This is a genomic window from Algoriphagus marinus (assembly GCF_001936475.1).
Taxonomy (GTDB): domain Bacteria; phylum Bacteroidota; class Bacteroidia; order Cytophagales; family Cyclobacteriaceae; genus Algoriphagus; species Algoriphagus marinus.
In genome coordinates this window covers 95,844-111,222 of record NZ_MSPQ01000001.1, presented here as the reverse complement: position 1 = coordinate 111,222, position 15,379 = coordinate 95,844, and the positions used below count along the sequence as shown (strand labels likewise).

Here is a 15,379-nt window from a genome sequence, read left to right as displayed (position 1 = left end):
AATTTTAAGCGAGGGACTTATTTCTCTTCTTTTCTGACTGCCTTCATTAAGTCTTCTAAGTAATCGGTTTGAATTTCCTGAATTTCTAATAACTTCTTGTTTTGATGCACGAGCAAATGATCGATTTTTTCACTGAGTAGTTTGATCTCCAATTCGGCTTTTAGATTGATTTTGTAATCGTGTTCGCTCCTTTGACGATCTTTCGATTCTTGTCGATTTTGGCTCATCATGATGATGGGAGCTTGGATCGCAGCCAAGCAGGACAGAATCAAATTCAGTAAGATAAAGGGATAAGGGTCAAAAGACTTGGTGACCAAAATAAAAATATTAGTACCGATCCAGATCAAAATGAAACTGAAAAATACAATAATAAAGGTCCAGCTACCGCCAAAAGTGGCAATTTGATCGGCTAATCGATCTCCAAAATTAGGAGTCTCTTCCAGTTCATCTTTGATATTTTCCGAAAGAATTGAATTGTTCTGGATCGCATCCATCACATCCTGATCGATTTTGGCAAGCTCTCCTTTTTCCTGTACAATCAGAAAAGCAAGATATTTTCTTCGATACTGGTTGAGTTCTGTCAAGCTAATGTAGCCTTCGGAAGGAAAGTCAGGATATTCCTTCAGGATCATTGACCTAATCCCCTCCCGAATATCTTTAACACTTACTTCTTCTCCGGAGGTAATTTTTTGATTAGAAATAGCAGATGAAAACATAGCTGGAAATTAATAAGTCAATCTACAAAAAAAGCCCAAGCTTGTTAATCAAGCTCGGGCCTTCATTTACTCATTTATCTAGGTAAATTAATCCTTGTACATGATCTCGTAATACTCTCGAGCCATTCGATTACTTTCAAAAAACTCAACCACTTCTTTCATCCCCTGATGAACGATGCCTCTCCAGGCCTCTTTGTTTCCATAATAGGTTGGAAGGATTTCATTTTCTAAAACATCATAAAGATTATTCAAATCAAATTCATCTTGGTCCGGCACGCTCATGGTTTTGTAATCCGCTGCAGGCACGATAAAGCTATTTTTACCATGATCCGCAAACTCACAAATCCAACCATCAAATGTGGAAAAATTCACTGAACCATTCATTGAAGCAGTCATTCCTGAAGTTCCTGAAGCTTCCCTAGGAACTCGTGGATTATTTAACCAAATATCTGATGCTTGTTTTAGTCGTTTACTTAGCGTCAATTCGTAACCGACACATACTGCGATATTTGAATAATTTTTGCTTAGATGAACGAGTTGGTTGAAAACTGAGATCGCTCCATAATCCATCGGATAAGGCTTACCCGCCCAAATAATTTGTACAGGGCGCTCAGTATTTCGCATTAATTTTTCGAATCGCTCAAAATCACGAGTTAGTAAATCAGGGCGTTTATAGCTTGCAAATCTTCTTGCCCAGACGATCGTCAAAACGTCTGGATCTAAAAGTTTTCCCGTTTGATCAGCTACAATTTCGAAGGCTCTTTTTTTCAAATAGCGTTTTCGGTCTTCAAACTTTTCCACATCTCCTGCATCCATGTAGCGATAAAGTTGCTTGTCTGCCCAATAGTTGAAGTTTTGAGAATTTGTCACATGGCTGATTTCAGGAATGTTTTCGTAGTCTTTCCACATTTCCCGACTCACTTCGCCATGCAGTTTACTCACTCCGTTTGCCTTTCTGGCAAATCTCAGTGCAGCCAAACTATGGTTGAAAAGTTCGCCTCGCATACCTGTAAGTTTCTTTACATCAGGGATCGAATAGCCATTAAAATAACCCATGCGCTCGCAAAGGAAAATATCATGCTTCTCGTTTCCAGCTTCTTCAGGCGTATGCGTAGTGAATACCACTCGCTTGGTCACTTCTTCTTTGCTGCCAAATTTTTTCATAAGGTGAAAAACAGCACTGACTCCATGGGCTTCATTCAAATGATATACCTCAGGGTTGAAATTCAACTCATCGATCAATTTTGCTCCGCCTAATCCTAAGAGCATAAACTGGGCTACTTTGGCAGCAGTATCAGAATCATAAAGTCGATGTGTAATAGTTTGGCTGAGGTAATCATTTTCAGGAAGATCAGTACTCAATAAGAAAAGTGGAGCAGAATTAAACGTTTCCGGAGCCAGATACCAGGCTTTTACCCAAACAGGGGCACCATGGACTTTGATCTGAAACTTGATTCCGGTGTCTTGGATAAAAGAATAAGTCTTTTCATACCATTCTGGCTTTAAAGTCTGATCCTGATTTCGACTTTGGTCGTAGTAGCCATACTTCCAAAGAATCCCGATTCCAATAAGATTTTGCTTCAATTCAAAAGCACTTCGGAGATGAGACCCGGAAAGGAAACCTAAGCCTCCAGAGTAAATTTTTAAGGGTTGATGGACGGCAAATTCCATCGAGAAGTAAGCCACGCGCTTGGAATATGAATCAGCAGTCTGATAAGGGACGCTGTAATTTTTAAAATCGGTCATAAAATTGGGTTTGAAAGGGCGCAATTTATAGGAATTGATTGGGCAATCAGACTCCAGAATTCAAAAAATGATGGTAATTTTTTTGGAAATCGGTTGAAATCGACACAAATGAAAAGACGCCGCTTTTCCCTAAGTTAAAAACTGCTTAGGCTAAACTTCTAAACTGGTGCGTTTCTTGGGCTTTCAATTCCCAATATATTCTGGATTGGCTTGAGTAGGAATTGGAGCATTAGTTTCTTGCCACCATTTTTTCATCATGTCAAGTAATTTAGAAGCGACCTCAGGATTCGATTTGGAGAGATCTGTTTTTTCAGAAATATCTGCCTCCAAATCAAAAAGCTCAATCTCTTTAGTCTCAAAATAGTAGTGAAGCTTCCACTTACCTTGTCGTATGACAGAACCTGGTCGAGTACGGAATAGCGAATCTCTAATCCCAGGATCAGGCAAACTGTAAGCTTCGAGATAAATAGGGAAATGCCAAAAAAGTGGACGTGGATCCAATTGTTCCTCTGCTTCTAAAAGTGGAAGTAAGTTTATTCCATCAGTATTCATTTCTGATTGGATTCCAGCGGCAGCCAATATCGTTGGAAATAAATCTAACTGAGTAATCGGAGTTGAATTGATTCCAGACTGGATTTTACCATTCCAAACAAAGAGCATTGGAACCCTGATTCCTCCTTCGTAATAACTTCCTTTTCCCGAACGAAGTGGGGGCTGACTGGTGATTCCTTTTAATCCCCCGTTATCTGAAGTGAAGACTATCAGGATATTTTCTAATAGTTTTTGTTGCTTCAAAGCTGAAAAAAGTAACTTCAAATTGCTATCTAGATTTTCGACCATTGATGCGTATTCAGAATTGTTTTGACCCAATCCCGAGGACTTATCCACATACTTTTTAGCAAGTTCCGCTTTGCCTTGAATGGGAGTATGAACAGTATAGGGAGAATAGTAGAGCAGATAAGGGCTTCGAAGTTGGTTGATTTTAGTGATCATTTTTCCAATAATGGCGTCAGATAAATAGACCGTTTCTGGCCCATCCCAATTCACATTTCCATAAGGCGGATAATAACTTTTGGGAGCCCCATTTGATCCACCTCCTATGCTTTCATCGAATCCAAAATCGTTTGGAGATTCACTGATATGCCATTTTCCAGCGTGAAGAGTCTGATATCCATTTTTCTGAAGGACTTGTGGAAAAGTCACAAATGCTTTGCTCAAAACCATAGTATTTTGAATAGGAATTATCTTCCGGTTGATGGACTTACCTCTTTCAGATGAAGCAACTGTAATAATGTGGTGTCTGGAAGACCAAAGTCCAGTGAGTAAACTTGCGCGACTAGGTGCACAATTAGATGCGCCGGAATACCCATTGTCAAAAATCATCCCTTTTCCTGCCAAGCTATCTAGAAATGGAGTTTCGTAGTAATCACTCCCCATAAAGCCCAGATCTTTCCAACCCATGTCATCTACATTGATTAGGATAATGTTGGGTTTCATTTCCTGAGAATAGCTTTGAAAAAATGCGAGGAAAGAAATGATTGTAATAAGGAGCTTCTTCATTGGGGCAATAATTTTAGGTTTTACTTAAAATAACGCTTTGCAAAGTCAATGAAATATCTCCAGTTACGTCCTTCGGTATGACCTCCATCGTGTTGGCGAAATACTAAATCTCCTTCCAATAGCCCGACATTGGTTCCTGGATAGCTTTCTGTTGAAATTCCCTTTTTCCCTAAGAACTCATAAGCTTGACTTGCTGCTACCGAAGTCTTGAACATTCCGACTGCATCAATCCAATGGCCTTCTACTTCTGGGTCTCCACTGGAAATAAAGACAGGCCGAGGTGCACAAAGCGCTAACATCTCATGCGCATCCACTGGAAGATCCATTGGGGTTAAAGTGCCGGCGTATTTGATGAAATTTGGTGTAAACCAATGATATTCGCCAGATGAGGCAAGGTTTTCCACTTGCTCTCCATAAATTCTACGAAAGATTTTTGTTCCTCCGGCTCCTGATGAAGCGATCATGGCGATTGCAAATCGGGGTTCATCTACCATCGCTACCAAGGCAGCTTTTCCATACCTGGATAAACCTTCAATTCCAACCTTTTTAGCATCTACCAAAGGGTCTGTTTCCAAATAGTCCAGCGCACGACTTGCGCCCCATCCCCAAGCGCGGAGTGTACCCCAGTCATCGAGTTTTCTAGGTTCGCCTTTGTTGACCAATCCTATAATTCCTGAACGGAGTCCTGCTCCATTATCTGCCTGGAAACTGGTAGGAATCAGCATCGCAAATCCCCAGCCTTCCTTCAACATTTGTTCCTGCCAGGTTGGTCCTTCAGGTTTTGGTCGGTTCATTCCAGCTGGCCAAACCCAACTGAATTGCATGATTAAAGGAACGGCTGTTCTTGCTTCAAGCGGAGTTGCCATCATCAGCTCTATATTCACCTGAATTTCTGGATAGGAAGAGTTATCCACATACCCGTTTAATTTCTTGAACCTTGCCTTTACTTCTCCAAATAGGCTGTCTTTTTCCTCAACGATTTCCCAGGTTACGTTCGGTAGATTTTCTGGAATTCGGCCATAGATTTCCCGGTCGAAATGCTCCTTGAGTTCTTCTCTTCTTTTCTCCCAATCGGTAGCAGTTTTCACAATACTTCCATTATCAAAAACTAGCGGGTCGGGTAAATTAGTATAAGGAGTGGCTTTGGATTCATCTGAGTTAGCTGCATTTGGAGCGGCTGGATTGCCTGATGGACCCGGCCTTAGGGATTCCAAACCAAGTTTTTCCATCATCAATCGATGATCTGCCTGACTGAGCTTTGCAATGGAATCACGACTTTGCTGAGATAATTGGGCAAATGTGGATAAATGGCCTATCACTAAAATTGGGAGGAATAGAAAGAATCGTTTGCTCATCTTCATTGTAGCTGACTAGTAAATTTTAAAAGAGCTTCTTGTTCTTTTATCCAAGCTTGCTCATTGAGATCCTTAATTTAAGATTAGATCTGAAGCTTTCTCACCAATCATGATACAGGCCGCATTTGTATTTCCAGAAACAATCGTCGGCATGATGGAGGCATCTGCAATTCGTAAATTTCGAATTCTATAAACTTGGAGCTTTTCATTCACAACGGCTAATTCATCATTGCCCATCTTGCATGTCCCAACTGGATGGTAAATGGTTTCAACAGACTTTTTGATATGTGTGATGATTCCATCCTCTGATTGATCGGGAGGAGTAATGATCGATTTGCGATAAGGATCAAATGCTGCAGACTGTAGCACTTCAATGGCCTTCCGAGTTCCGCGAATTAAGGTCTCCCAATCGACTTTTTCAGTTAGAAAATTGGGATGAATTCTTGGTGCTGCTTTCGGATCAGCAGATTTAAGATTGACATGTCCCTTACTTTTTGGTTTGATCAAACTTGGAAGAATTGAAAACCCATCGACTCTTGGAAATGTGGATATGTCATGAAAATCTGTTTTGTAATCCGATCCAAGATGCATGGGAGCAAAGTGAAATTGAAAATCAACACCTGATTCTCCTTTGGTATTAAAAAAGGCTACTGCTTCCAGCGGACTGCATGTCAATGCGCCTTTACCGGAGAGAAAAAGTTGAGCAAACCCTTTTAATTGATATAATGGCGCTATGTGATGATTGAATCCCTCCTGAGTTTTGCTCAGTGCTGCGCAATTGAAGAAAAGATGATCCTGAAGATTTTTACCTACTCCAGGGAGATTAATTCTGGATTCGATTCCAAATCGTTTTAATTCCTCCGCATCGCCAATTCCCGAAAGCATCAGCAACTGTGGAGATTGGAATGCCCCTGCGCTAAGAATCACCTCTTTTCTTGCGAAAACTTCTGAAGTGCTTCCGTTTTTGGTTAAGAACTCAACTCCACTGGCACGGTCATTTTTGATCATTATCCGCTTGGCTTGAGCTTGGGTAAGAATGGTCAAATTAGGTCGCTTCAGAATTGGCTTGAGGAAGGCTGTGGCGCAAGAGTGGCGAAAACCATCTTTGATCGTAAACTGCATCAGACTTGCTCCCATTTGCTCCGCCCCATTGTAATCTGAGTTTTTCGGAATTCCATTTTCTGCACAGGCTTCTACAAATGCATCCGCGAAAGGGGTTTTAAAAGCTTTTGCGAAAGTCACATTTAAAGGTCCGGACGTCCCATGAAATTCATTGTGGATATCTTCATTGTGTTCGGATTTTTTGAAGTAGGGTAAAACTGATTCGTAGTCCCAGCCTGTATTTCCCAGTGCAGCCCATTCCTCATAATCTGCTCGATTACCACGCACATAAGCCATGGCATTGGTGGAGGAACTTCCACCGAGTGTCTTTCCTCTTGGAAGAAAGAGTTTTCTGCCGTCTAATTGTTCTTGTGGTTCCGACCAAAAACCCCAATCCACTTTCGAGCGATGGAGCTTGGTATAAGCGCCAGGAATTTTGATTTCCAGTTTTCGGTCAGGGGCTCCAGCTTCCAATAGCAACACTTGGTTAGCGGGATCTTCTGAAAGACGGTTCGCTAAGACGCATCCAGCCGAACCTGCACCGACGATAATGTAATCAAATTCAGACATGAAGTGATTGGGGTGAAATGATCTTCAAATTAGAAAAAAGTAGGAGGTTTTCTCAGGTGCAGGAATATAAAGTGATTTTAAACTTTCCTCCACCTAAATCATGCAATTGCAATTCTTGGATCGCATCGAGGTCCGAAAAATCCCAAACATTCCCTTCACGAGAGATGATTGCGGGAATTTCGATTTGATTATTGTTTTTTCTGGAGTGCAGGTTGATCAATTGATGATAAGCTTCTGAAAGCGTAAAGCCTTCTAGCAGGTATTCCGTATCATGGCAGCCGTCGAAAAATGATTCATTGATTACAGCAAATTCATAAGCCGTAACTTTCTTTTCCATGGGATAATATTCTCCATCAATAACTGTCTGTTCGGTATATTCCTTTTTCTCAAGTTCTTTTCCAAATAGCTTTACTGTTTGCAAATCATAGTGCTCAATGATTAATTCAGTAGGTTTTGTGGATAAGTCTGAGCTGAAAATGTAGCCATAACTAAAGTCAAGCATAATTTCAATCCAATTACCTTCCACCTCCAATTCAGGTGATATTTGCTTTTTCGACTTCTCGTCAAGGACTTTTTCGAAATGAACGACTTTGCCTAAATCAATTCTTCCAACAATTTGTGCATTGAAGTCTGGAGCAGAGTAGGTCGTTGCTCCAAGAATGTTAATCACATGATAGTTTTCTTTTTTCTGAGCAAAAAGAGAAAGGCTAATGATCGAAAAGAAGATGGTGAGGTAAATTTTCATTCTTTGATTTTGGTAATCGGGGTTTTATCATCTCCCGCATAAAACACTACAATCTCTGCCGTCTCTGTTCCTTCATTGATCCCATAATGAAAAGTATTTACCAGTTCGATGATGGTATCCCCCGCTTTTAATTCCAATCGGTTTCCAAATTCATCGATTACTGTTAATTCCCCTTTTAGCAAAAGCCCCGCATTGATTACGAGGTGTTCGTGCATTTCCAGTTTGGCCTTCGGAGGAATACTAGCCTTGAGGATGGTGACTTTGGGTTGGCCTTCGGGATAGCTCGGAAGAGTATCACCGTTCCAGCTTTGGGTGCTTTCAGCCAGTTTTTCCATCAAAATCGCTGTGTTACTCTCCTTCTTTTCACAGGAAAATAGCGCCAGGAAAGTGAAAATGATTACTAGGTTGATGTGCTTCATAAGCTTTAAACGATGAATTTCTTTTAAAGTAAGAATAAAAACGTTAACACTTAAGAGGACTTAGTAAGAAAAATAAAGGGACCAGTTAAAGTCCCTTTTTAAGTAGTGTTAAGCTGGCAAGCTCGCCAGTCCTTTTCCGTCGGGTTTATTCTTCACTTGGCTTTGATCATTCAAGATCATCGTTTCTCCATTCTCAGCGGAATACTTTGGCCAAGAGGGAAGTTTGCTTCCATTTGGATCACCGTTTTTCATAAATGAAATTAAGGCAGTTGACATGGCTTTTGAAAGAGATCTCGGCCGGTTTCCTCCTCCTGTATGCGTGTACATACGATCCGTGTTATCAAACCAAAAACAAATATCAATGCAATGGAAAGCTTTCATTCTACCGGAATAAAGGTTTGGTTCCCAGCCAAACCAAGCTAAATACACAGGAGCATTTTGTTTAGATTTCGCATTGGCTGTATTTATTGCCCCTTGACGATTTGAGAGAACCATGGCCCAAATATCCGCTGCCGATGCTTCAGGGAAATCCTGTCGGTAGGCTTTGACAATTTTTTCGGAATCCGCTCCAAATCTTGGTTGAATTTTTTCTACCACACCTGCCCAATCGATTTTTTCGAGTTCAGGGGAAGTTCGGGTAGGATTCCATTCATGAAAAGTAGTGCAAATCATCATAGGAATGTCGGTAGACAATCCATTTGGATCAGAAAAGAATTCGCCTTTTGGGATATTCACTCCATCAGCTACAGGACCAAAACCTCCTCGGAAACCTGGAGTTGGATTGTCTTTCCGCATCTTTTCTAGAGCCTTATTCGCAATGTCGATGTATTCTCTCCAACTCAATTCCTGAAGTTTATCCACATTATCTGGAGTTAATCCAGCCTCTTTCATTACATATTCACCCAGTTTGCGGGAATAATCCTGATCATTTGCTACTAGCATGGAACCACTTAATGGAACACCTTTGTGCACCAATCCTTTAGCAGCCGGCATGGCCATAGTAGCGGTAACTTTTGCTCCACCACCGGATTGTCCCATGATGGTAACATTGCCCGGATCTCCTCCGAAATTGGATATATTATCTCTTACCCATTTTAAAGAAGCGATGATATCAAGTTGACTGACATTTCCGGAGTTAGCATATTTAGAACCACCTACTCCTGAAAGATCTGTAAATCCAATTGGTCCTAATCGATGATTAATGGAAACAAATACGATATCTCCGTTCTTACTGATATTTTCTCCATGGTAACCATCTTGTTCGATTCCATTTCCATTAGTGAAACCTCCACCATGAAGCCAAACCAGTACTGGTCTTTTTTTGGAGTCCAATGCAGGAGTCCAAACATTCAATTTTAAGCAATCCTCACTGACATCATCATAATTCCAATGATCAGCAAAAGAATAATCAGGACTTGCATATCGATTATCCATAATTTGTGGAGCAGTATTTCCCCACCAGATTGTTGGTTTAGCACCATCCCATTTTTCTGGCTTTTGTGGAGGCATAAATCTGTTTTTACCAGATGTATCAGCACCATAAGGAATTCCCAAATAGGTGTAAACACCATTTAAAATATATCCTCTTACTTTCCCTGAGTCTGTATTTGCGATAGCGATGTCGTCGCCGATCTGTAGAAACTGCTCATCTGAGCTTTGAATCTCTTTTGAACCTGAGGCATAGGAGGTAAATGGAATCGTAGATGCAAGTCCAAGACCAGCTGTGCCGACCCCGACCTTTTTGAAAAAGTCTCTTCTATTGTTCTTCATAATTTTGGTTTTATGGGTAAAATATTGATTGCTAAGAAAATATAAGGATTCTCCTTTAGCCAAAATGATTTTGAACCCATTTTTCAAGCAAACATTATTTGAATGGAGTATTATTGTTTCGAATTGACAAAATAGGCTTGACTGACCCGGAATTTTGAGTTGGCTTTATTATAGACACAAAAAAACCAGCCACTTTTCAGCAGCCGGTAAATCTTAAATCTAATGTCTTAAATCATCTATCTTTTTACTGTCCTACCATAAACATGGCATTGCTCAAAACCAATTTTCCTGATTCCCAGAATCCTCGGAAGATTGGGTTATCCACAAAGTAGACGATCTCACCACGACCGAGATTCTCAGCTCCTATTGCTAAAGAAGCGCCCATGGAAGATTTGATTTTATAGCCGATGTATCCTGTTCGGTAAGAATCATTGGACAGGATTTTTCCTGCATTCACGCCATCAGTCAAATAGGCATATTTGCTGGAGTTGTTTTTCAGGGTATAGAATTTTCCACCGGTACCATAGCCAAGTGGATGCGTTTGATCCATATCCACTTTATATATCGCACCTGCTGCTCCGCCTGAAATAGCTAATCGCTCACCCTCTGTATAAGGGGCTAAACGCTCTGATTTTGCAAGCGAATCTGCTGCTTTTTCAGCTGCTTTTTTCTCCTCATCCGTATCAAAAGTCTTCAATGCAAATCCTTCTTTATTCGCAAATAGATTCAAAGCATTATCAATGGCGATCATTTTACCCCCGGCACGAACCCAATCTACGATCTTATCTTGAGCTGCTTTGCTCAATCCACCACCTCGAGTTGATGGCATAATGATCACATCGTATTTGCTGAGGTCATAGCGTGCTAAATCTTCCAGTTCCAAAGTGCTTAAGGGATAGTTGAGTTCCTTTTCGAAAAAGTGCCAAAGTTCACCGAATCCAAGTGAATTTGTTCCTTGACCGCCAACGAGAGCAACTTTTGGAGCTTGAATGACACGAATATTTGGCGAACCAAAATCCTTTCCTTCCTCCACATAGCCAGTCATAGTAGTGGCTAAAGTGATTCCAAACTTATTAGCGGTTTCGGTGACTTTTTTGTCAAAATCTACTACGTATTCATTACCTCCTTTTGTGATCAAAAGCGTTCCGGCTGGAAAGCTTTTACCTTCCGTCTTGAATGAATATTCAGGATATTTCACCCGAATTCCTTGATTCAAAAGTGCAGCTAAGAATGCCACATCCCGAGTACCATGCCAGCCGGCAATATAGGCTACAGGAGTTTTGCCCGCGACGTTAGCGGTGAATGCTGGTATTTCGTAAGCTCCAGCCGGATCTAATCGAGTTTCCAAAGCATAGGCTTCAACATTGTAAGCATAAGGCATGGACCAACTCGTGATATCGTAAGTGATGCTATCGTTGAGTTGTGGATTTGGTTCGAAGAAAACCTGAGCCAAAACAGACTTCGGCTGATAGGCCGAGATCACGATGTCTTGATCCGAAGTAGAAAAGGAATTTGATTTTCCGCTTTGGTACTCAAAGCCCTTCAAGCCTGACTTGGAGCCTGCTTTTCCATAACGAATGCCATTCTTATCGAGTAATTCGAGCAACTTGGCTACCTGGGCTGGATTGCTCTCGCCTTTGATTACAAAGCTTTTGTATTTCCCTTTAGGGCTAGTTGAGTTGTCTTTGTAGAATTTGGTAAACTCTGAAAGTAGACGCTCCGCATTTTTGCTGGTGACTTCTGCTGCAGAAAGTGCCGCAGTGTAATGTCCTTCAATTCGGTAGCTCAACGTCACCGTATCGCCGACAGAATTAAAACCACCTCTTCCGGCCTGGCCTCCGCCACCTTGCTCGATGGTCATTCCAATCGCACCATTAAACATCGGATAGGAATCCCCATAGGAAGGATAAAGTAAATCGAATCGCTCTTTGGTGAAATAGAATCTGCCCATCTCGTCGAAATACTTCGCAGTATTTTTTCCAAAAATATCCTGAAATTCATGCTGGAAAGGGCTCAACTGCTCATGCAAAGGCTCAGCTGCTGGCGCCATGTAAAATGGATTATTGATTCCCTGCTCATGAAAATCCAAGTGAAGCTGTGGCATCCACTGCTGATACATTTTCAATCTTGCTTGGGATTCTACTTGTACTTGCCAAGCCCAATCTCGGTTCAAATCAAATAAATAGTGATTCGCACGACCTCCCGGCCAAGGCTCGCTATGCTCCATAGACTGAAGATCCGGCTGAAGCGTAGTATTCATTTTCTGATTGTACCAGTTCGAATAGCGATCTCTTCCATCAGGATTGATCGCAGGATCCATGATGATCACTTGGTTTTTGAGCCATTCCTGAGACTTGGCATTTGCCGGATTGGCTAGCGTATAAAATGCTGAAATCGCAGCTTCCATTCCCACAGATTCATTTCCATGTACATTGAAAGACATCCAATTGACTGGAATTGAATGAACAGGGCTGCCATCCATCAATCCTGCCCGTTTCAAATTGTCGGTACGGATTTCTTCAAGCTTCGCCATATTTTCTGCACTCGAGAAAATCGCAATGATCAATGGACGCTTTTCATTCGTCTCGCCGTATTGGATGAGTTTGACATTAGGGTTATTGGCAGCAACATGCTCAAAATAATCCACCATGCGATGGTGTGGAGTAAATCGATCTCCAGGTTTATATCCTAGGAATTGCTCTGGAGTCTGGATTTGTGCCCAGGTGCAAATGGTTATCGTAAAAAGGATTAAAGTCAGTAGGAAATGTTTTTTCATAGGAGGGGGTAAAGATTGACGGCTTGAATTTAAAAGGATTTGGCTTTAGCATTCACACCGATTAAAAAAAAGCTTTTGATTTCCGTTATCTTGTGTTTTTATAAAACGGAGTCACTTTTTCCAAATGTGACAAAAGTTCCTGAATAGGAACAAACTTATCCTGAATTTTGTAGCCTAATTTAAAACAAAAGATAGAAATGTATTTTCAACACGTATATGACAAAACCCTTGCGCAAGCAAGTTATTTCATTGGTTGCCAAGCTAAGAATGAGGCAATTGTAATAGATGCTCAACGAGATATAGATGTTTATCTGGATATCGCTAAGCGGAACAATATGAAGATCACTCATATCACAGAAACTCATATTCACGCCGACTTTTTGTGTGGTTCGAGAGAATTGGCAACAGTGACTGGTGCCAAAATGTATCTATCCAATGAAGGTCCTGCAGAATGGCAATATGAATTTGATCATGAAGTATTGCAGCATGGGGACAAAATAACCGTAGGGAACTTGACCCTGGAAGTATTGCATACCCCTGGGCATACACCGGAGAGTATTAGTTTCTTATTGACAGATCATCCAGCGACTGATCAACCAGTGATGGTATTTACAGGAGACTTTGTCTTCGTGGGAGATGTAGGCAGACCTGATTTATTGGAAAAAGCAGCTGGAATTGTGGGAACGCAGGAGAAAGGTGCTAAGCAAATGTTTGATTCTATTCAGCGATTCTCAAAGCTTCCTGAGTTTGTACAGGTTTGGCCGGGGCATGGTGCAGGTTCAGCCTGTGGAAAAGCTCTAGGCTCCGTACCTAGCTCTACAATCGGGTATGAAAAAATCCGAAACTGGGCATTTAAGTTAGCAACTGACGAAAAGGCTTTTGTGGATTATCTTTTGGATGGACAACCAGAACCACCCAAATATTTCGCAACAATGAAGCACCTGAATAAGGTAGATAGACCTTTGCTTGTGGAAGTACCTAAGCACGCTAAATTGACAAAAGAGCAATTCCTAAAAGCGTATAAGGATGGATTGAAAGTCATAGATACCAGAGACAAGGTAGATTTTGCGAAAGGGTTTTTGCCAGGAAGCATCAACATTCAAGGTAATAACTCCTTTTCAACTTGGGCAGGATGGTTCCTAAACTATCAGGAGCAATTTATCCTTGTCGCAAATCAAAGTCAGATGGATGATTTAACCCGAAAATTGATGCGAATTGGCTTGGACAATATTTATGGATTTGTTGAGGATATCGCTGATTTGGGACTGGACTTGCAAACCGCAGATGTAATTGATATTGAAGAGTTTAAGGTTTTGGCAGAAAAAGACGAGGTTCAGGTAGTTGACGTAAGAAATACTACAGAATTTAATGCTGGCCATGTGAAAGGAGCGGACCATGTATTCGTCGGAACGATTGAGAATAATTTGGATAAAATCAGTAAAGACAAGCAGGTAGTAATTCACTGTCAAAGTGGAGATCGTGCCGCGATTGCGTATTCTTTATTGAGGAAAAATGGTTTTAATCAGATTAAAAATTATTCAGGTGGAATGAAAGAATGGAAAGAGAAGGGAAATACTGTTGTAACTAATAAATAAGAATAGATATGGGTTTTTTCTCAGCACTTTTCGGTGGCACAGATAATTCAAAGCTCACCGAAGCAATCAAAGAAGGGGCATTTTTGGTGGATGTAAGATCTGCCGGAGAATTTGCTTCAGGTTCTGTCAAAGGGGCAGTAAATATTCCTCTGGATAAAATCGGAAGCCAGTTGGCAAAATTCAAAGGCAAGAAAAACATTGTCGTTTTCTGCAGAAGTGGCAACCGAAGTGGACAGGCGAAAAGCATTTTAGAACAGAATGGTTTTCAAAATGTCATTAACGGAGGCACATGGAGTAATGTCAACCAATGTGTTAACTAGATTTGTGATCAGTGGAGAGTCAATTGACTCTCCATTTTTATTATAAGGAATTTTGATATGAATTTTTGGGATCAGCGATACAGTCAAGAAGACTTTGCTTATGGCAAAGAGCCTAATGAGTATTTAAAATCTAAGCTTTTGGATCTGCCTCCTGGACGGATTTTATTTCCTGCGGAAGGAGAAGGAAGAAATGCTGTTTTTGCTGCCCAGTTAGGTTGGGATGTTTTTGCTTTTGATAGTAGTATAGAAGGTAAAAAGAAAGCAGAAAAGCTTGCATTGGAAAATGGAGTTGCGATTGACTATCAGGTTGAAGACTTGGAAGAAGCAGATTATCCAGCTAATTATTTTGATGCGATTGCATTGTCCTATACTCATTTCCCCGAAGTGAAAAGAAGGATTTTTCATCAAAAATTAAGTGCCTATCTAAAAAATGGGGGGATTCTTATTTTAGAGTGCTTTAGTAAAAAGCACCTTGATTATCAAAAAGAAAATCCGAATGCAGGAGGACCAAAGGATGAGTCAATGCTTTTTGATTTGGAAGAGCTAAAGGAGGATTTTAAAGGCTTTGATTTTTTGGAAGCTTATGAAACAGAAACAGAATTAACCGAAGGACTTTATCATGTAGGGAAGGTTTCCGTAATTCGTCTTTTTGGGGTCAAGAAGGCCTAGAGACTTAGCAATAGGTCTTGTTTCTTCCTTTTGTTTC

Annotated in this window: 12 protein-coding genes; 3 read left to right on the top strand and 9 right to left on the bottom strand. The window is 40.8% G+C overall.

Features of this window, described 5'->3' with window-relative positions; translation table 11 throughout:
* Positions 1 to 17 precede the first annotated feature (17 nt).
* The 9 genes from BVC88_RS00435 to BVC88_RS00395 form a co-directional block, all read right to left on the bottom strand.
* On the bottom strand, positions 18 to 716 hold the full coding sequence (locus BVC88_RS00435; protein ID WP_075348675.1) for a DUF1003 domain-containing protein: 699 nt from the start codon (positions 714 to 716) through the stop codon (positions 18 to 20).
* A gap of 87 nt (positions 717 to 803) precedes the next feature.
* Positions 804 to 2,462, bottom strand: a complete 1,659-nt coding sequence (gene glgP, locus BVC88_RS00430) for an alpha-glucan family phosphorylase (protein WP_075348674.1) — start codon at positions 2,460 to 2,462, stop codon at positions 804 to 806.
* Positions 2,463 to 2,645: 183 nt separating this feature from the next.
* Positions 2,646 to 4,022 (bottom strand): sulfatase, encoded by a 1,377-nt coding sequence (locus BVC88_RS00425; protein ID WP_075348673.1) that lies wholly within the window; start codon positions 4,020 to 4,022, stop codon positions 2,646 to 2,648.
* Between the two features lie 20 nt (positions 4,023 to 4,042).
* Entirely contained in the window at positions 4,043 to 5,377 is a 1,335-nt protein-coding gene (locus tag BVC88_RS00420) for a glucuronyl esterase domain-containing protein (RefSeq protein WP_089153056.1), read from the bottom strand.
* Positions 5,378 to 5,449: 72 nt separating this feature from the next.
* Positions 5,450 to 7,048: a GMC family oxidoreductase gene (locus BVC88_RS00415; RefSeq protein ID WP_075348671.1), complete on the bottom strand. Its 1,599-nt coding sequence runs from the start codon at positions 7,046 to 7,048 to the stop codon at positions 5,450 to 5,452.
* A 52-nt stretch (positions 7,049 to 7,100) separates the two neighbouring features.
* Complete coding sequence (locus BVC88_RS00410) at positions 7,101 to 7,793, bottom strand: SH3 domain-containing protein (RefSeq protein ID WP_075348670.1); 693 nt, start codon at positions 7,791 to 7,793, stop codon at positions 7,101 to 7,103.
* The gene (locus tag BVC88_RS00405; RefSeq protein ID WP_075348669.1) at positions 7,790 to 8,212 is read right to left on the bottom strand and encodes a cupin domain-containing protein; all 423 of its coding nucleotides are present in this window, start codon (positions 8,210 to 8,212) and stop codon (positions 7,790 to 7,792) included. Before BVC88_RS00405 ends, BVC88_RS00410 begins: the two co-directional genes overlap by 4 nt.
* Before the next feature lie 108 nt (positions 8,213 to 8,320).
* The gene (locus tag BVC88_RS00400) at positions 8,321 to 9,982 is read right to left on the bottom strand and encodes a carboxylesterase/lipase family protein (RefSeq protein WP_075349404.1); all 1,662 of its coding nucleotides are present in this window, start codon (positions 9,980 to 9,982) and stop codon (positions 8,321 to 8,323) included.
* A gap of 244 nt (positions 9,983 to 10,226) precedes the next feature.
* Positions 10,227 to 12,758: a M14 family metallopeptidase gene (locus BVC88_RS00395; RefSeq protein WP_075348668.1), complete on the bottom strand. Its 2,532-nt coding sequence runs from the start codon at positions 12,756 to 12,758 to the stop codon at positions 10,227 to 10,229.
* A 197-nt stretch (positions 12,759 to 12,955) separates the two neighbouring features.
* Between BVC88_RS00395 and BVC88_RS00390 the strand changes: the two genes are divergently transcribed.
* Genes BVC88_RS00390 through BVC88_RS00380 form a run of 3 tightly spaced genes read left to right on the top strand, consistent with a single transcriptional unit; the run spans position 12,956 to position 15,342 of the window.
* Positions 12,956 to 14,353, top strand: a complete 1,398-nt coding sequence (locus BVC88_RS00390; protein ID WP_075348667.1) for an MBL fold metallo-hydrolase — start codon at positions 12,956 to 12,958, stop codon at positions 14,351 to 14,353.
* A gap of 8 nt (positions 14,354 to 14,361) precedes the next feature.
* Positions 14,362 to 14,673, top strand: coding sequence for a rhodanese-like domain-containing protein (locus tag BVC88_RS00385; RefSeq protein ID WP_075348666.1), 312 nt, complete (start codon positions 14,362 to 14,364; stop codon positions 14,671 to 14,673).
* A gap of 57 nt (positions 14,674 to 14,730) precedes the next feature.
* Entirely contained in the window at positions 14,731 to 15,342 is a 612-nt protein-coding gene (locus tag BVC88_RS00380) for a class I SAM-dependent methyltransferase (protein ID WP_083638968.1), read from the top strand.
* The last annotated feature ends 37 nt before the right edge of the window (positions 15,343 to 15,379 follow it).